This window comes from Dehalococcoidia bacterium (assembly GCA_041653995.1).
Classification (GTDB): Bacteria; Chloroflexota; Dehalococcoidia; order GIF9; family UBA5629; genus CAIMUM01.
Genome location: JBAZEK010000002.1, coordinates 253,053 through 271,045, shown reverse-complemented (window position 1 = coordinate 271,045; position 17,993 = coordinate 253,053). Strand labels below are relative to the sequence as shown.

Genomic DNA, 17,993 nt, shown 5'->3' with positions numbered 1-17,993 from the left:
CAACGGCGAGGCATTCAGCCTGCGGCATCCTCGTTTTACAGGGGTTTTATTTGACGCCGGCCACCCTTGTCCTCGCCTCCGCGATAAGTCGATCGATATCCCCCGGAGCTATTTCTTTTTTTGTCCTCAGGAACAGCAGCACCACCTGCTTGACCGGCCTGCCCGTTGCCTCCTGCGCCATCAGGGCGTAAAGGCCCGCCTGCAGTTCGTAGATATCCCTCTTCTCCAACAGCTCATCCTCTTTATCGATGGCATCGGTCTTATAATCGGCGATGACCAGACCGTCCTCCTCCTCGAAGATAATGTCCATGATCCCTTCCAGCAGCCTGCCGTCGACCGCTGCGCTGATGAAGACCTCGCGGTGGTAATTGCCGGATGCCACAGCGCGCCTTACGATGTCCGATTGCAGGCCGTTACCGGCCATTTTGGCCACCTCCTGCCAGCGGCCGGCGATGCCCTCCGCGGCAGCTTGCGCCCTGCTGAAATCCTGCATGCCCGCGCCGGTGGACAGGTCGATGCTCTGCAGCACGCTGTGCACGGCCCGGCCAAGGCTGCTGCCTCCCCGCCCGGTGCGGTAATAGACCTCCCCGCCCTCGGCCTCCTCCTTGGACATCTTCACCAGGTCGGTTACAGCTACGGCCGCCGGCCTGGATGATTGCGCCAGTACGAGCGCGCGCCGTTCCTTCCATCTATCCAGTTCGGGCTTACCATCATCCTTTTCATCGGCAACGGCTTCGGCGTCCGGGCGAAAAGGCGTCACGCCGGAAAGGTCGATCTCCCCCCATAGGTCCGCAGCGCCCTCGCAGTGCCCCAGAATTGCGGCCGCATCGGTCTTTTCTGACGAGTGATAAAGGCTGAGCACGAGGTGGTCGCGCGCGCGCGTGGCGGCAACATATTTGAGCCTCACACGCTCGGCTTCCTCAGCCTCTCTCTCGATGTCCTTGAGCCCGTCATAGCCTGCCGTCTTGAACTCGCCGGCGCCGCTGCCCAGGCGGACCTCGCAGCCTCCGGACCTGTCGAAGATCACGCTGGAGAAACGGGCGCTGGGGCGGTCGTCCAGGCCGAGCATAATCACGATGGGGAACTCCAGCCCCTTGGCGGCGTGGACGGTCATGATGCGCACTGCGTCCTCGTCCGCCTCCGGCACGGGCGCCTCCTCCATGCGCGACCCCTCCTCCGCACGACGGTCCATCCAGTCCAAAAATCCCCGCAGCGAACTGCCCTCCACCCTGGCATAGGCCCGCGCCAGGTCGACCATGGCCTGAAGGCGGCGCAGCTTCTCTCGCGGCCTGGACCGCCCGTAGGCGGACTGCGATAAGCGCCTGTCCTCGATAAAATTCTCGATCAGCCGGTCGGCCTGCAGCCAGCCGCGCCCGACGTGAAAACTCTGCAGCGTCGCCAGGGCATCCCTTACGATACCCTCTCCCCGGCCGGGATCGATATAATCGAGCCTGCCGCCGCCCTCCACCCACAGCAGCAGGTCCTCATCGCTGCAGGCGAAGGCCGATGAGCGCAGGGCGCCCACCAGCGCAACCTGGTCGGCGGGCGAGTCGATGGCCCGCAGGCAATTGAGCAGTTCCTTTACGTCCTGCGTGCCCAGTATGAATGACTCGCTCTCGATGCGGTAGGGGACCCTCGCCTCTGAAAGCTGGCGCTCAAGCGCCGCCAGGCCGGTGCGCGACGGCATCAGGATGCAGACGTCCCGGAATTCAGCGTCCCGCAGCGCGCCGTCCGTCCCCCTGACCTGCCAGCCCCCCGTCCGGATATGCTGCAGGAGCAGCGCCACCTCCTGTGCCTCCCGGCGCCTAACAGCAGCCCGTTCGTTTTCAACGTAGCCTCCGATATATTTCACGCAGCGCTCCAGCTGCGATTCCGGCGGCATCTGAGCGTGCTCCAGATTCATGTAGGGCGGCTGCACGCCCTCCCGGCCGACCATCCACCTCTGGAAAACATGGTTGACCCAGGCTATGATGGTGTGCTGCGACCGGAAGTTGTGCGTCAGCGGCGCGCTGCCGGCCGCCATCAGTCCGCGCACCGTGTCCACCGTGGCGATATCGGCCCGGCGGAAGCGGTAGATGGATTGCTTGGGATCTCCCACAACAAAGAGCCTGCCCGGGAGCGGGCTGAGCTTTTTCCAGTCGCTCTCGGCCAGGTCGCGGCCGCCTTCAGCAGGCCCGGATGTCAGGTAAAAGGCTATCTCGGCCTGGATAGGGTCGGTGTCCTGGAATTCGTCGATCAGTATCCGGCTGTATTTATGCTGGAAGTGCTTTCTGACGGACGCATTATCGCGCAGCGTATCGCGCGCCCACACCAGCAGGTCGTGAAACTCGGCCACGCCGCCCGCGCGCCGCTCGTCAGCGTAGGCGAGCACCGCCAGGCGCAGCTTTTCGAGCAGGACGGCCAGCCCGGCCTGTTTGACGGATTCGATCTCGGCCTGCCGGGCCTCCTCCAGATCGCCCAGCAGGGCCTTAAGCTCGCTGCAGGCGTTCTCGCCGGACGGCAGGTTGCCCCATTTCTTTCTGTCGCCCCTGCTTTGTTTGAGCTTGCCGCCCCTGGCCAGCGCCATCAGGGCGTAATCATCGGACGGCTGCATGGAGGAAAGCGCGGCGCCCAGGCTGAGGACACCCTGCATATGCTGATAGAGGTTGTCCGATTCGTCCAGGCAGAGGCTGCACAGTTTCTGCATCAGCGGAAGGGATTCGACCACTTTCGCCACCGCCCGGCGCGGCGGCGCCGGGTGAATGTCGAAGGGTTGGCCGATGCGGTCGTAGTTGCTTTGCAGCGCTATTGCGGCGGCGCGCAGGTGGCCTGTTTTCAATCCCAGTTTGATCAATCTGAGCAGCTCGAGGGCGGTATCACCGGTCAGCAATTCACCGTGCAGCCACGATTGCCATTTATCCTCGAAACGTATGTCGGCCTCGATGGGCTCCGCGATGCGGAAGTTGGGCGGCAGCCCCGCCTCCAGCGGGCGCTCGCGCAGCAGAGAGGCGGCGAAGCTGTGCAAGGTCTGGATACTGGCGCCGTCCATATCGGCGGCCGCCTCCCGACAGCGCTTTTTCTCCTCTTCGCAGGCGCCGGGTGAGAGGGCATACTCCTCCAGGCCGCGCCTGACACGGTCGCGCAGCTCGGCGGCCGCCATCTCGGTAAAGGTGATGGCGGCCAGGCGGTCGATGGTGGTCACGCCCTGCCTGATCAGGTTGACGATGCGTGAAACCATCTCGGTGGTTTTCCCCGTGCCGGCGCCGGCCTCGACGAAGAGCCCTTCCTGCAGGTTTTCAGATATCCTGCGGCGGGAAGCATGGTCGGCCGTAAGCGGCAGGTTGTTCATGGATTCAAATCCCCTTCGATATCCTGCATGCGCAGGTAACGTTGCAGCGCGGGGTCGCCGGACTTCCTCTCCCACTGTATATGGCGGTCTGAATGGCAAATGCGCTTGAAATCGCACCAGCCACAGCTTCCGAAGTCTTCGTTTTCGATGCGGCCGGGATTGGCCGCGAACATGCCGGCGGCTATGCCGCTTATGATCACGTCCAGGCACTCCCGGAATCTGTTCTCGACCTCTGCCAGAGGGACCTCCATGCGCCTGAAGCCCCCGCGGCCCGTGTTGTACCAGTACATAGCTTCGATCACACAATCCTCGTCCATGCCGGCGCGCAGCGCGAGGGCGTAGACAGGCAGCTGCAGCAGCGTACCGCCGATCAGCATGTCTTTTTTGAACACGTCCAGGTTGCGCGCTTTGCCGGTCTTGTAATCGATCACCCAGGCCCTGCTGCGACCCGGATTGAAATCGATGCGGTCTATCTTGCCGCGGAAGCTTATGGTGAGTCCTCCTGCCAGCCGTACGCGGGGCGCGGCGTGGGACCTTGCATCGCCGTCGATGCCGAAGCTGTACTCGGCATACTCGGGTTTGGAAACGTTCCGGGCGCGCAGGGCGTTGTCCTCCTGCAGGAAGACGGAAAGATCGTGCAGCATTTCGGTTTGAGCCGCCTGCCAGAGCAGGGGATGGCCGGTGACTCCGCGCCTGCCGGCCTCCTCGAACTCATCCATGGCGATGCCGGTGAGCAGAGCCAGATGCTTTTTCTGCCAGGGGGCGCCGTGGGCCGGCGCGATCCCGGCGGACGAGCACTCGTTGTGAAACCGTTCAAGTACCCTGTGGAGCAGCGAGCCTCGCTCCATGGGATCGATCTCCAGCAGCTCCTCGGGGGGATCGAGCACAACAATATTGAGTATGTTCTCCAGGAAATATTTAAAGGGACAGCCGGCCCATTTCTCCAGCCGCGTGGCGGAAAAAGCGGCGCCGTCCACGATGTTCAACCTCTGGCTGGCCTGCCTGGCCCCTGCCAGATTGCCGTCCCAGGCGGTGAGGCGGGTGCTGTTGCGGGCGTCTTCCATGTCCAGGACACGCCTGCCGGCGCTGCCCGGCGGATTGAGGAAGTGGTCCCGGACCGGCCTGCCCGCATCGTGCCAGCGTGCCAGGCTGCTCAGCTCATAGTCACGTTTATCGGCGAAGGATGTGCCCTCTGCCAGCTTCAGCCCGTGCCGGGGCGATTGAACGATGGTGACCCAGGGACGGCTGCCCATCTTCTCCAGCGCCGAAGTGCTCAAGGGGCTGCCGCTCAGCGCCGAGGCCGCGGCTACGAACCACGGCGAAGGATACTGAGATCGCTCATTGGAGGCCGTTGCCTTGCAGCAGGACAGGATGCGCTTCCGCCCGGAGGCCAGCGCCTCGAGGAAAAGCCTGCGCTCCTCCATCCTGCGCTCGGACCTCAGCGGCAGGGCGTCTTCCATGTCCAGCGAAGCGCGCACGGCGTCGGGCAATACGGCGTCATCGGCGTTGGCCGGAGGGAAGGCGCCCTCGGCCATGCCCAGGATGTAAACGGTATCGAAATCCATACACTGGGCCATCTTGAGAGGGGCGGCGAAGACACCCCTTCCCACCTTGCCCAGTTTATCGGCCGCCGCGGCAAGCATATCGTCCAGCATCTGGCGGAATGAGGCCAGGGTCGTGCCGTCCTCAATGGTGTCCAATCCCCTCATGTCGCCGATGGTCTCACACACGCGCTCACGAGACTCCCGGTCTGTTTCAGGCCACTCATCCGGGCGGTGTTCGAACTTCTCGAGCATGGCCAGCGCCCAATCAGCGAACTCGCTCCAGGGCCTGCCCTCTGCCGGCGGCTTCTGCGAGGCAACTTCACCCACGAACTCCAGCAGCCTGGCTGCGGATTCGACCTGCCCCTCTTTGCCCGCGATGCGGGCCGGGCTGGCCTCCTCGTCCGACCGCAGGTCGTCCAGCTCGGCCTTTTTGCTCTCGATGTAGCCGGTCAATCGCTCGGCCCAGGACCGCCGGCCTGAGACGATGCCGGCCTCCTGGGATATCACCTCCCAGCGGACCAGCTCGGACGATGCCGGGTAAAGGCCCTGTTTGGCGCTGACAGGCGCCTCGGCGATCCAGTGCATCAGGCGGGCGCGGTCGAGATCGCCGGCCAGAACGTCCAGCAGGCCGGTCAGCAGCCTGCCCGCCGGCGTATCGCGCAGCGTCCTCGGGTCGGGCCCGGACAGCTTGATGCCGGCTGCGGAGAACTGACTCTGGATTATGGATGCATAGGGGTCTGAGTTGCGGTAAAGCAAGGCCGTGCGATGGAAAGGCAGTCCTGCCTCTGCGTCCTGCATGATGCGGCGGACAGTCCAGCGCACCTCTTCGGTCGCGCTGGGCGAAACCAGCATATGGCTTGCGCCCGCGCCGCTATTTCCGAAGGAGGGGCGTATTTGCACCGGCGCTCCGCACGCCTTCAGTTTTTCGGCCTCCAGCATCGCCGACCTGTCGGCTTCCGGTTCCCCCGTGATCGGAAGAACGACCTCGCACAGTCCGGCCCGGGCCAGTTCTGCGATAAGCTCCCTCTCGGAGCGCGTGAAGCGGGGAATCCCGTAGAAAATGATGAAGCCCAGGTCGCGCAGGGCCCCACCGGCTGTGCCGTCCCTTACGGCGGAGGCGGCTGCGCGGTAGAGCTCCTCACGCGTGTAAAACGGCGTTAGTCGATTGATATATTTCCTGTACCAGTCCACGACCTGGCGCACCACGTCGCCGGAGGCCTCCAGACTGTGTAAATCGCTCTCGGACAGACCATTGAATTCGCTGAAAGTCTGCCTCAGGTAAAGGTGGAACTGCGGGTGAAGCGACACGGCGCCCAGGGGCGGTACGGCCGTCATTTCGCGGGCGAAATGCCTGACCGCCGCCAGCCGGATCATGGGCGTGAGCGGCGATTTGCCCTGCGCCGCCAGCGAAGGCGCGCCTAAATATTCGGCCAGGCGGGGCAGGGCCATGAAGCGGACGTTGACCAGTCCCCTGTCCTCAGCCATCCTGCGGCGCAGGGAAAGGCCGGCATAGGTGGTGGGTACGATGATGGTAAGAGGGGAGAGATCGCCCTTTTTGTGTTTCTTAACGAGTGCGTTTAACAAGGAATGTCCCCATCTGCAGATTTCCAGGGGCTGCCGCGTGACAGGTATTAAAAATTCAGCATCTTATAGGGCGAAGGCAGCCAGATATAAACCAGGACAAGCGCGGCCATGTAAAAGAGCCAGCCGAGGATGCACGTGGCTGCAGCCCTGCCCGCGTCGAATTCAAGGGTCTGTTTTACGGCGATCACGCCGGAGGCCAGCGTCCAGATGCCGGACAGAGCCAGTATGAGCCATCCCAACATGGGGACAAAGGACAATATGCGCAGTATGCCCGGCGAGTTGGCCAGGCCCAGGGTACGGGTCAGTTCACCCAGGCTGGCCTTTTCAGGTCCGCGCAGGAAGGTTGTGCCGCAGAAGAAGGTGATCAGCACCCAGGCGTACCATCCGGCCAGCGAAGCCAGGAACCCGCTCAACAGCCCCCAGAGGAACCACATGGCGCCCGCGCCTCCTACCAGGGCGGCCAGGCCCATGCCGATGCCCGTGGCTGCGCTGACTATTAAAGCTACCATGATGGCATGCGCCAGGGCATCCTCCTCGGTCTCCATCTCCTCGAAGAAGCCGGAATCCAGCCTTGAGGCCCGCATCATACGGTTGAGCAGCTTTCTCCATATCTCCATGCTAACCCTCTCGCTCCCGGTGTGCCCGGGCTTATTATAGCAGTTTGTACTATCCGGCAGCTTGACCGGCCGGGCCGCTCCATTTGTTACTGACTACTGGTAATGTTAAAATATCTGCTGTTTTATGTGACCGCTGTCCGCTGCCGCAATTTTTCTGAAAGGACTGACTGCTCATGACTGACTTCAACCGTTTCTTTGCGCCGCGTTCGCTCGCCTTCCTGGGCGCATCCACGGATACCAAGAAATGGGGATACCGTATCCTGGCCAATGTGCGCACCGGCGGCTTTCAGGGAAATATATATCCGGTCAATCCCAAGGGTGGAGAGGTGCTGGGCCTGAAGGTTTACAGCACGATAGAAGAGATACCCGAGGTCCCGGACCTGGCTATCATCGTGGTCCCGCCCCCGGCTATGGTTGACACTATAAAAGAGTGTGTCGCCAAAGGTATCAAGGCCGGAGTGGTGGTGACCGCGGGCTTCGCCGAGGTAGGCAGGGACGGGGCGGCGGTGCAGGAGGAGATAGTGCGCATCGCCAGGCAGGGCGGCCTCAGGCTGGTGGGCCCCAACTGCTTCGGCATACTCAGCCCGTCGGCCAAACTATATGCGCAGATGCCGCCCATCTTCCCTCCGGACGGTGAGATGGCGGTCGTCTCCCAGAGCGGCAACGTGGGACTGACCATAGCGCGCCGGGCCATGTCCATCGAATTCGGAGTCAGCCGTCTGGTCAGCATCGGCAACGAGGCGGACCTTCGCACCGAGGATTTTCTGGAGTACCTGGCGGGTGACGATCACACAAAAGTTATCCTCAGCTATATCGAAGGCTTCAAGGACGGGCGCAGGTTTTTCGAGATAGCCAGGAGAACCAGCCTTAAGAAACCCATCGTAATGATCAAGGTCGGGGAGACCGAGGCCGGCGCCTCGGCGGCCAGGTCGCATACCGCCGCCCTCTCCGGATCGGCCGAAGTGTTCAACGGCATCAGCCGGCAGGCGGGCATAGTCAGAGCCAACAACCTGCTGGAACTGATGAACCTGGGCTACGGCTTTACCTGCCATCCCATACCGCGCGGGCGCAGGGTGGGCATCGCGACGCTGGGGGGCGGCTGGGGTGTGCTGGCCGCCGACGCGTGCGCCAGGCTGGGTCTGGACGTGATCAAGCTGCCCGGGGATGTGATTAAAGAGCTGGACTCGTTCCTGCCGGGGTGGTGGAGCCGCAACAATCCCGTGGACCTGGTGGCCGGGTCGGCCGACAACATTACAAGGGTGGTGGATATACTGGCCAGGTGCGATGATACCGACAGCGTTCTGGCACTGGGCGTACCCTTCCCGCACTTCGCCAGGGTGGGCCTTCCCACTAACGAGGAAGAGAAAAAGAAATTTTTCGAGTTCGTCGTCGACTCCTATACCAATTCCTTCCGCGAGATGAAGGCCATATCCCGCAAATACGATAAACCCGTCATCATAGCTGCGGAGCTGCCGACGCCGCGCGGCGAGCGCGCGCTCGATGTCGACATATTGCGCTGCATCGCGAAGGAGAACATGGTCTGCTACGGCATGCCCGACGAGGCAGCCAAAGTACTTAACTCCATGGTGACCTACGGGGAATTCCTCAAGCGCGGCTGATTTATCGCGGCGCCGAGTCTATTAAAACGTCATTTGCCCAGCCATTCCGGGCCCCTGACGGCCAGCACTATGACGGCGAAAACCATTGTCACGATGATGAAGCTGGCGATAACCAGTATGACGGCTACCTTGATATATTTGTTGTCCATAATGTCGGCCGGGTACACATTATAGTAGCCGCGGCATTGCCTGACAATATATAATACGCCCGGGGTGCTCCCAAAAGGAGGTTGAAATGCTGGAGACAATGGTAAAGAGATGGTGGCTGATCTCGTTGCGCGGGCTGATCGCCCTTGTACTGGGCATCGTTTTGCTGGTACTGGATCCCCTTACGGCGGCTGAACTGCTGATTCTGTTTATCGGTATCTATGCCCTGCTGGACGGTATATTCGCCCTGATAGTGGGCATCATCAATAAACCGCCCCACAGGGACCGCGCCTGGCTGATCACGGAGGGCATTATCGGCATACTGGCGGGCATCGCCATACTGATCGCGCCGCTGCTGGCTGGCGTCATCATCATTTATTTTATCGCTTTCTGGGCGCTGCTGACGGGCATACTCGAGCTGGTTTTCTCCATCGCCCAATGGAAATACATACCCGGCGCCTGGATGATACTTGTCACCGGCATCATCTCCGTGCTGCTGGGCGGCCTGATACTGGCCAATGTCGTAGCGGGCACGGTGCTGCTGGTAGTCATCATGGCCGTTTACCTGGTGATCTTCGGCCTGCTGCTGATGCTGCTCGGTTTCTCCCTCAAGAACCTGGACGTAGACAAGCTGAGCAAGGAATTAATGGCGGAGCTCGGTAAAGAATAGTCGACCGTGATCCGGCTTTGGAAAGATGGCGGAGGGGGCGGGATTCGAACCCGCGTTAGCGCGAAGCTAAAACGGTTTTCAAGACCGTCACCATCGTCCACTCGGTCACCCCTCCGTGCTGCTTATTCAAGCTGAAATTGAACTTTCGATACTAACAGTCTATCTAATTTTTCAACCGCTTATCAAACCGTTAATTATAGTTATTACCGAAAGCCTCGTCAAAGCTTTTGCTGTTGCAGCCTGCAAACCCAGTGAAACGTGGGAGTAAGTGTCCAGCGTGATGGCTATACTGGAATGCCCTAGCCTCTCTGGCAATATCTGGGGTTTCGCGTGGTTTTCACGAGCCCTGCCGTGAATTGACCTAGTAATGCCGCTATTACTGCCTAAACCTTGCTTAGATTATTGATCCTTTTAATCAAGGCAGAAGCAATTTCTTCCGAGATCATTTTCGCGGCGTTAATAGGCGTACCTATTTGAATCGGCGGTTTGGTAATCGGACGACCGATGACCAAATACGAGGCACCTTTATCAATTGCCTCTGCCGGTGTCATGATGCGCTTTTGATCTTGAGTGGCCGCCCATTTCGGTCGAACACCAGGAGTTACGATCAGCATTTTCGGATTAACGCTTTTGCGAATAGCGGTAATTTCTCGGGGTGATGCAATTACACCGTCTAGCCCCGACATGTCTGCAAGTTCCGCTAAATTGACTACCTGTGTCTTTACTGCCCCAGCCACTTTTAATTGCTCATTCATGGTGAATCTATCTATGCTAGTGAGTATGGTAACGCCCAGGACGAGTGGCCGTTCAATCCCTTCCTTAATCGCTTCTTCAACAGCCGCCTTTGCCGCGGCTTGCATCATTGCTACACCACCCATGGTGTGTACATTGAACATAGCGACTCCCAACCTGGTCGCTGCCCCAGATGCCCCTTCAACCGTGTTTGGTATGTCGTGAAATTTGCCATCGAGAAATACTTTTGCTCCACGATCGGTTATCTTTCGGACGATTCCAATTCCTTCGGAAGTTATTAATTCTAAGCCGACCTTAAAGAGACCGACATGTCCACTTAGTTGTTTGACCAATGCCATGGCCTCAGATTGGGTGGCAACATCCAAGGCAACAATTATTCGTTGCCTAGCTAATTCTGCAATACGCATAATCCCACCTCCTTAGGTCTTTGGTTAACCAAAGACCTCCGCCTACCGCTCCAACAGCAGTTTAACCTGCCAATGCAATTATTCTACCCTTATTTAGTGGCCCATTTCAAAATAAATCTTGGCATTGCAGGGATGAATTGGCGAGTTAACGCTGGTGACACTAGGTAGATAATAGGGGTTTGAGAAGGTGTGAGTTGATCTGGTCGGTAGTTGTCAAACTTCCCAGCTAGGTATCGGTTTACTGGTTCTATCTAGACTACATTCAGTTGGTCTGACCGTTTTATCTTGGAAATCAAGACTACCAAGACTATAGACCTTGATGCTTTCGTGCTTTTCGAATTCCTTCAATTTTTCCCAAGCTCTATCTGCAAATAGTGCTACTGCGACAGGTTTAGCTTTGCAGCGGCGAATAGCACTCAATATTGCCGATAGACCAGTACCCGTTGTGAAAACATCACTTACAATCAGGATTCTGTCGTTAGGATAAATATATTTGTCGTTGATCAATTCACCGGTAGGCACGTTGTGACTGTCTACTTCAGCTATAACAAGCCGCTTATGCATAGTCGTGGCGATCATTTCTCCCAATATATGACCGGCCGATGGCTGGACTATAATGACATCGAACCTGATATTGTCTCCTGCCAGGTCAGAGATCAGTTCATCCATCACAAGTCGCACATTGCTGTTTAAACTAGCTCCATCGGCATACCGTGAAAAAAACTGAGTATGTAGCCCAGATTCAAGACAAAAATGCCCTTTCAGCAGCATACCAGTAGAGGCGATCAAGTCTATGATAGCTTTTTCTTTAGCTTTGTGCCTTTCACCAACCCTGAAATACTTTTTGACTTCCTCAGGATCGGTGATTCTTTCGATTGTAGACTCTTCAATTATTTCCATTTTCGAAGTCTCCCTGATAACATCGTAGATTCAAGTCGATAACTACTCTATGTCGTACAGATGGATCAGCGTATTCATATTCATGCTCTTCTAGTTTTATAATAGTCAGGATTTCAGATATTTCGCTTTCACTGTATTGCTGTATGTATTCAACAGTTTTCTGCAAGTGTTTATCGTTCATACCAACTGGCTGGAGTACCAATATTCTTTCATTTTTCTTACTGCGAATAAGTCCTTGAGCCTTGGGCCTTACTCGCAGTAATGCCGGTGTAAGGATAATAGAGGGCACATCTTGTGAAGCTAGGCAGTCCTTCAGCGCTCTTTCAAAAGCGACCGCCAGCGATGCTTTTCCCCCACGCGGAAAAGGCAATACAACAATGCAAGCGACCTTGTCCTTGTCGTAGAATTCGTTTAGTGGCCCAACTATCGTATTTTCCAGTATCGTATCCAAGGTTACAAACAGCTTATCCCAATTTACTCTGAACTTAGTGTCGGAATTCGCAGACACAAGTACTTCTTTCTTATGTTTCTTGAGATCCTTTTTATCTAAGATAGTTACAAGTCCAAATTGAGCGATTTTCTCAACAATCCGATCTTCCGACCGGGTCGATAAAACCTCCCGATTAACTTCTTTAAAAATCTTGCGAATTTCCTTTTTCGTAAGCGCGAATTTCGATCGTATCCTTTTGCTAGCTAGCCATATAAGAAACCGATTGTACTGCGGCTCAAGATGCAATATCCCCACTACCCATCGTACTGCCCTCGTCGAAACAATGGGCGGCACGATTATAGCAAAGATGACCGCCCACAACAATCCGAGCCAATCAAACATTATTTTGTTTCCTTAATCCTATAGTACGGAGTCCTGCCCTTTTCACGTGAAATTTCAATGATAGCCAAAGTCGTCAGCTCGGTCAAAGCAACGACCACCTTTTCCCGATTCTTGACATTGATTTCCCTCATGATTTCGGGAATAGTGTATTCGCGCCTAAGGTCCTTTTTCATGTATTTTATGATTTTGTCAGTAATTTTTTCTTGCATTTAAATATGTTATTATAATCAGAATTAATTTTCTAATTTTAATATATATAAAAACTGATGTCAAATACCGTATTAAATAGTTTAATATATATGATATATGAAAAGCATTCGTTCTGCAACAAGTGGCTTATATATGTGGGATCGCCTCTGGGGTGCGCATAGGTTACCAAGCACGAAATCCATTGTCCTTTTCGTTTGTCATGAAAGCCTATATAATGTGGCCATCTAATTCCATCGTACTTGCCAGTTTGTGGTTCACAGGTAAGGGCTGATTAGGAGCTGAAAGCAATGGCGTATCTCAATATTGCTTTCTAAATATTTGTGCTTGCACTGGAGGTCGCAAATGGAAATTCAGGGATTTGACCCGTTATCTGATCTGCCTGGCCAATCGTTGGAGATCGAGAAGCAGGGGAAGTTCAACACGATTCTCGATGAGGCGCTGAAGGGGACCGTTGTAAACATTCTGAAGTCATACACGGGTTTCTACGACTTGTTCTCAGAAGCTATTCAAAATGCTCTGGATGCCGTTCAAAAGATGAAAATAGCTGCTGACGACAAATACACTCCTAAGATTTGGATATTCATAGATCTTTCCAATCGCACAGTCCGTGTCACCGATAATGGCACTGGGATGACTGAGGAGGAATTCCTGCTGTGTTTTCGTCCCAATGTCAGCTTCAAACGTGCTGATGACTTGCGTGGAAACAAGGGTGTCGGGGCAACATTCCTTGCATATGGCTACAATTACATCCAGATACAATCCAAGAAGGATTCCAGGCAGATGGCAGCGATTTTAAGGGGCGGCCGACTTTGGGCTGAGGATCAGACGGGTAAAGTGCCGCGCCCAACTTTGGAGGAGAGTACATTCAATGTCATTGAGCTGGCAAATGAGACCTCTGGGACTTGCATAGAGATCCGTTTGACTGGCGGTCATGGCGAGAAACCAAAGGATCTGGGCTGGCAGAATGCCACCACCGCTGATCAATGGTTTGATGTTCTGCGCTTAACCTCCCCACTTGGCGGAATATATCTGGATACTGCGCCGTTCCACACTATGGCCATTCTGACGGTAACTGACTATGCTAGCAAAGAAACAACGATCAAAAGCGACAACACGACGTATTATTATCCACATGAGATACAGGGGCTCAAGGCTATCGATCTGAGGGAGTTGAGAAAGGCTGTAAATAGTATTGATGGGGACCCACAGACAAAATTCCAGAAGCTGCAGCCAAAGTATAGAATGCTCGATTGTATCTGGGACATTTGGAGTTATGAGGAGCTTCTGAATGATGATAGACCGCTAAAAGGAACATTCTCCGATGAACAAAAGGAGATGATGGCCAAGCACCAGGTGATTGTCTACGCGGCATTCCTGGATAGTGTAAAGACCTTCGAGCTCTTCAACGAGAAGTTAAAACTGCGAAAGAACGCTTATGTGCTACGGGGTGGATTGCAGATTGCGTGCGATAACATGCCCCAGGGAGAGTTGTTGCTGATACCCTTGAAGCGCTACACCGGTCATCAATTTCAGACGCACGTGATCGTTCACTTCCGGCATGGATCACCGGATCTAGGGCGCAAGACAATCCAACCGGAATTGAGGCAGCTCGCTGAAGAACTGGCGGTGAGCGCAACGAGGGCTTTGACCGACTATCGTTGGCTGATGAAACCGGATACTGGCGAATTGAAAGACCTTACTCCATCTAAGGAGCTTTATATCTGGAAGAAACAGCAAGAGGATTGGCGGGCTCAGAACCCGTTGGGTTTGGAAGGAATTGTCTCCAACCTATGCTACTCAGCTGTACCCAAGCAGGAACAGGATGTGGTGGCACTGTATCATGAATTGGTGGGCGCCTCGCAAATCAAAGGGATCCATTTCTATGCGACTTCTCAGAACGAGCGTTACGATGGTTTGATCTACTTAAGCTATACTTCCGCACCATCTCATTTGTATGACGCTGCCAATAATCGGCTCGGTGTTCGCAACAGTATGCATTTGCCGTACGAATCGGAGCCGAAAGTCATTGAATACAAATATGACCTTGACTATCTAATCGCTGATTTCGATAATGGCATTAAGTTCGCTGATCAGATCGATCTGGTAGTCTGCTGGACGGCAAGCAGTAGCTATTCACAGAAGCTGATGCTGAGTTCCTTCCTCATTGATAACGAGGGAAACAACCGTATATTCTTCGGCTCGACACATAACGCGTATCTGGTAAGTCAATCGGCGAAACCAGTGTTTGAAGTGGTCATTCTTGAAGATTTGTGCAATTACATTAAAGACCCCGTTTCCGAAGAGTCGCGGCAGAGAGTGCAGTACTCTCAGAGATGAGTTGTAGCAAAGCCAATATGAGCATCATTCTAAGACCAGATGGACATCTCATCTTCGACTTTCCTGCGCCAGCCACTCAGGCTTTCAACGGCGGTCTTTTTTCGGCACACCTCTATTGAAGCTGTAGAATAGCTAACAAAAAAGCTAGCGAATAGCTAACACATCAAGATAACGGAAATCTACGAGACACATTTACGAGCAGCAGCGGTTTATCTTAAATAGCACAAACGCACTCAACTGATCGTAAAAGCAGTAGATTGCAGACTTACTTACGGTTTTCAAGACCGTCACCATCGTCCACTCGGTCACCCCTCCGCGGGACATATTAGTATATTTAATGTCCCGCGCAGAGGCAAGTTATGACTAAAGGTCCTTTTTGATCTGCTCGAACTGCTCCCGAGTGATCTCCGACTGCGCATAACGCCGCTTGGCGATCTCCATGGGGCTTTCCATCGTAGCGCAGCCACCCCTGTGCCCGGTCGCCTTATTAATGCCCCAGACTATCAGCCAGACAACGCCGCCCCAGAACAGCACGAACAGAATGCCTGCCAGCGCCATCCACCATCCCATTCCGGTAAACCAGTAACCCATCATTTTATTGCTCCTGTATTTATTATCCTTCTCTTATTATGTGCGGGACTTATGAAGACATGATGAAAATACAGGTGTGATTTAATGAAAACTGGAGCCTCGCATAGCAAAGGAACGTCAGGAAGCTACGGGATCAGGAATTGCGCCGGTATCGCGTGCTAATTATATGAGTCTAACAAGCTCTCTATTGCAGCAGCCCCGCCTTGGAAATAGCCGTCTTGTACTGCTCGTATGATACCAGTTGAGTCGATGAAAAAGGTCACCGGTATGCCGCTGGTTACCTCGTAAGCTTGGGCAACAACGCCTGAATCATCCAGCGGGACCGTGAATTCCCAGCCTTGTTCCGTTATTTTCGCGCCCACGTATTCATCCCTGTTGGCGGGGAATCCGCCGGCGGCGCTGTTGATCATCAGCATGGCTACCTCGCTTTCGGGATGGTTTTCACGTACGGTCTGGAAATATGGCATCTCATCCATGCAGTATTGGCAATTTAAATTCCAGAAGTTGATGATTACTTTCTTGCCCTGCAGGGAGCTGAGCGTCACCTGGCTGCCGTCCGCGCAGCGCAGCGTGAAATCGTGTGCCGCATCTCCTCTATCTACTCCGGCCGGGACCGGCGTTGTAAACGTGTCATCGGCCGACGATTTCTCGTTGCCGTCGGCGTCCCTCGATATCACCTTGTAATGGAAGGTCGTCTGCGGCGCCAGCCCGTTGAGTATCACATCGTGGAAGGTCGTCAGCTGGGTGTCGGTCTGCGACGGCTGCAGCGTACCGTAACTGGCGGTAGTGCCGAAACTGACCTGGCTGGTGGCAGGCTCGTCCGTGTTCCAGGTGATCTCCGCCGACCCTCCGCTGGTGACATTGGTGACCCTTACGTTGCTGAGCACCGGCGGTGTCGTATCCGGTACGTCCAACATCCTCAGCACATTGGTGACCTCCAGGCTGGAGTCCGCCGAATCGGGATCGTTGCCCAGCGCGGATTTCACCGTTATATGATAGGACTTGCCCTGTTCAAGGTTGGTCAGGTTGACGCTGTGGCTGGTGACCAGCTCGTCGTCCCGGGCGTTTTCGCAGAGGGTACCCCCGTCCAGGCAGTAGATCACCAGGCTGTTGGACTTTTTGTCGGTTGTCCAGGTTACGGTAGCGCCGGTGCGCGTGATATTGGAATATTCGACATTGGATATCTCGGGTCCTTCGGTTGTGCCGGTGGGAGTCGTGATGGGGGGATTGCTGATAACGGCCGGCGCGGGCGTCTTAAGCTGGTCGATCAGGAATACGACTCCGATGATGATAACCCCGGCCAGCGCGATAAGCGCCAGCAGTATGGGAATGGGGGAAGCCCGCTGGCCCGGTTTTTCCGTCCTATCCCGGCGCTCACGGGGCATTTTCTCCTTCCCGCGTTTTTTCTCGGGATAAATCTCCTCTACGAATCCGGGCGACGGCGCCGGGTAGGCCATCTCGTACGGCTGCACCGCCGGCTGCCCGTAATACTGGCTTTGCTGCGGCGCAGGGTATGCGGCATAGGGCTGCTGCTGAGGTGGATATGCGGCGTAGGCCTGCTGCGCGGCCTCCACCGCCCTGTAGCGGTCCTCGGCCTTCATAAAGGCCTTTCTCTTCTCGGGCGGGAGGCGATTATTTCCGCAGGTGGGGCAGACCTTGCTGCGGTCGGGCACGGCATTACCGCAGTTGGAACAGGTGCGTTGCTCGGCGGGCATGGGCGGCGCCTCCGGCACAGGGGCCGGCGTAGCCGGACCGGCCTGCATCTGCGGATATATCTCTTCGGGCGCCGCCTGCCTGACGCCGGAACGGGGAGCGGGGCCGGCCTTCCTCTCCTCCATCCTCCTGTATACTTCGCCCTCAAAGGTCTTGTCCCTGACGGGAGCAGTGATATTTCTCAGCGCGTTGCCGCCACCGAACTTGCCGTGCACCGGGCACAGGCTGGAGCCGGGAGGTATGACCCTGCCGCATTTGGAGCAGACCTTCTGCGTGGTCGCGGTCTCCTCGGCAGGCGGGGGCGCCGCGAATGTGTGAGTGTAGTCGCCATGGGCGGGCTTCATCACGCCGTGGCCCTGCGTGGGCATCATGGTGAAACGGTTTCCCAGTTGTCCGCAATAGGGGCACTTGCCCAGCGAAGGATCTATCCTGTTCCCGCAGCTCGGGCAGACATACCTGTTGGCCGGCATGGCGCCGGGCGCCACCGTCGAAGCTGCGACGCTGCCGGCGGAATATTTACCCGGCCTGAAAGATAGATCTTTCTTGCCGCAGTGCGGGCAGATGGCTGCGTCGGGCGAAGGGATTAACAGGTGGCAATGCGGACAGAACCTCGCGCCACATTTCTGGCAGACTGTAGCGTTGGGTTCATTGATCTCATGACACCTCTGGCAGATTACCGTGCTGGGCATTAAATATTATCCATCTCAATCTGTATTCAACGTTATATTAACGGTAAGACAA

11 protein-coding genes and 1 tRNA gene are annotated in these 17,993 nt (G+C 56.0%); 3 read left to right on the top strand and 9 right to left on the bottom strand.

Going from position 1 to position 17,993, the window contains the following annotated elements:
• Positions 1–46 precede the first annotated feature (46 nt).
• Genes WC359_07435 through WC359_07425 form a run of 3 tightly spaced genes read right to left on the bottom strand, consistent with a single transcriptional unit; the run spans position 47 to position 7,073 of the window.
• Entirely contained in the window at positions 47–3,328 is a 3,282-nt protein-coding gene (locus WC359_07435; GenBank protein MFA5400253.1) for a UvrD-helicase domain-containing protein, read from the bottom strand.
• Positions 3,325–6,456 (bottom strand): PD-(D/E)XK nuclease family protein, encoded by a 3,132-nt coding sequence (locus WC359_07430; GenBank protein MFA5400252.1) that lies wholly within the window; start codon positions 6,454–6,456, stop codon positions 3,325–3,327. The genes WC359_07435 and WC359_07430 overlap by 4 nt, the downstream gene beginning before the upstream one ends.
• A 47-nt stretch (positions 6,457–6,503) precedes the next feature.
• Positions 6,504–7,073 carry a YIP1 family protein gene (locus WC359_07425; GenBank protein MFA5400251.1) on the bottom strand — a complete coding sequence of 190 codons (570 nt, stop codon included), beginning with the start codon at positions 7,071–7,073 and terminating at the stop codon, positions 6,504–6,506.
• Between the two features lie 173 nt (positions 7,074–7,246).
• On the opposite strand from WC359_07425, the gene WC359_07420 reads away from it, so the two are divergent.
• Together WC359_07420 and WC359_07415 are read left to right on the top strand one after the other, a co-directional pair.
• Complete coding sequence (locus tag WC359_07420; GenBank protein ID MFA5400250.1) at positions 7,247–8,692, top strand: CoA-binding protein; 1,446 nt, start codon at positions 7,247–7,249, stop codon at positions 8,690–8,692.
• Between the two features lie 235 nt (positions 8,693–8,927).
• The gene (locus WC359_07415; protein MFA5400249.1) at positions 8,928–9,509 is read left to right on the top strand and encodes a DUF308 domain-containing protein; all 582 of its coding nucleotides are present in this window, start codon (positions 8,928–8,930) and stop codon (positions 9,507–9,509) included.
• Between the two features lie 26 nt (positions 9,510–9,535).
• Here the strand turns inward: WC359_07415 and WC359_07410 are convergent.
• The 4 genes from WC359_07410 to WC359_07395 all read right to left on the bottom strand — a co-directional run bounded on the left by WC359_07410 (position 9,536) and on the right by WC359_07395 (position 12,401).
• Positions 9,536–9,624, bottom strand: a tRNA-Ser gene (locus tag WC359_07410).
• Between the two features lie 268 nt (positions 9,625–9,892).
• Positions 9,893–10,669, bottom strand: coding sequence for an orotidine-5'-phosphate decarboxylase (gene pyrF, locus WC359_07405; protein ID MFA5400248.1), 777 nt, complete (start codon positions 10,667–10,669; stop codon positions 9,893–9,895).
• A gap of 213 nt (positions 10,670–10,882) precedes the next feature.
• Positions 10,883–11,569, bottom strand: a complete 687-nt coding sequence (locus WC359_07400) for a phosphoribosyltransferase family protein (protein MFA5400247.1) — start codon at positions 11,567–11,569, stop codon at positions 10,883–10,885.
• Positions 11,556–12,401 (bottom strand): hypothetical protein, encoded by an 846-nt coding sequence (locus WC359_07395; protein ID MFA5400246.1) that lies wholly within the window; start codon positions 12,399–12,401, stop codon positions 11,556–11,558. Before WC359_07395 ends, WC359_07400 begins: the two co-directional genes overlap by 14 nt.
• A gap of 552 nt (positions 12,402–12,953) precedes the next feature.
• Here WC359_07395 and WC359_07390 point away from each other — a divergent pair.
• Positions 12,954–14,948, top strand: a complete 1,995-nt coding sequence (locus tag WC359_07390) for an ATP-binding protein (GenBank protein ID MFA5400245.1) — start codon at positions 12,954–12,956, stop codon at positions 14,946–14,948.
• A gap of 363 nt (positions 14,949–15,311) precedes the next feature.
• On the opposite strand, the gene WC359_07385 is transcribed toward WC359_07390, so the two are convergent.
• Positions 15,312–15,542 (bottom strand): SHOCT domain-containing protein, encoded by a 231-nt coding sequence (locus tag WC359_07385; GenBank protein MFA5400244.1) that lies wholly within the window; start codon positions 15,540–15,542, stop codon positions 15,312–15,314.
• Positions 15,543–15,697: 155 nt separating this feature from the next.
• The gene (locus WC359_07380) at positions 15,698–17,941 is read right to left on the bottom strand and encodes a redoxin domain-containing protein (GenBank protein MFA5400243.1); all 2,244 of its coding nucleotides are present in this window, start codon (positions 17,939–17,941) and stop codon (positions 15,698–15,700) included.
• Positions 17,942–17,993 lie beyond the last annotated feature (52 nt).

What these genes read in the sequence shown, in the direction of transcription:
- WC359_07425 (MFA5400251.1), bottom strand. Translation starts at nt 7,073, where the DNA reads ATGGAGATATGGAGAAAGCTGCTCAACCGTATGATGCGGGCCTCAAGG.
- WC359_07385 (MFA5400244.1), bottom strand. Translation starts at nt 15,542, where the DNA reads ATGATGGGTTACTGGTTTACCGGAATGGGATGGTGGATGGCGCTGGCA.
- WC359_07390 (MFA5400245.1), top strand. Translation starts at nt 12,954, where the DNA reads ATGGAAATTCAGGGATTTGACCCGTTATCTGATCTGCCTGGCCAATCG.
- WC359_07435 (MFA5400253.1), bottom strand. Translation starts at nt 3,328, where the DNA reads ATGAACAACCTGCCGCTTACGGCCGACCATGCTTCCCGCCGCAGGATA.
- WC359_07415 (MFA5400249.1), top strand. Translation starts at nt 8,928, where the DNA reads ATGCTGGAGACAATGGTAAAGAGATGGTGGCTGATCTCGTTGCGCGGG.
- WC359_07420 (MFA5400250.1), top strand. Translation starts at nt 7,247, where the DNA reads ATGACTGACTTCAACCGTTTCTTTGCGCCGCGTTCGCTCGCCTTCCTG.
- pyrF (MFA5400248.1), bottom strand. Translation starts at nt 10,669, where the DNA reads ATGCGTATTGCAGAATTAGCTAGGCAACGAATAATTGTTGCCTTGGAT.
- WC359_07380 (MFA5400243.1), bottom strand. Translation starts at nt 17,941, where the DNA reads ATGCCCAGCACGGTAATCTGCCAGAGGTGTCATGAGATCAATGAACCC.
- WC359_07400 (MFA5400247.1), bottom strand. Translation starts at nt 11,569, where the DNA reads ATGGAAATAATTGAAGAGTCTACAATCGAAAGAATCACCGATCCTGAG.
- WC359_07395 (MFA5400246.1), bottom strand. Translation starts at nt 12,401, where the DNA reads ATGTTTGATTGGCTCGGATTGTTGTGGGCGGTCATCTTTGCTATAATC.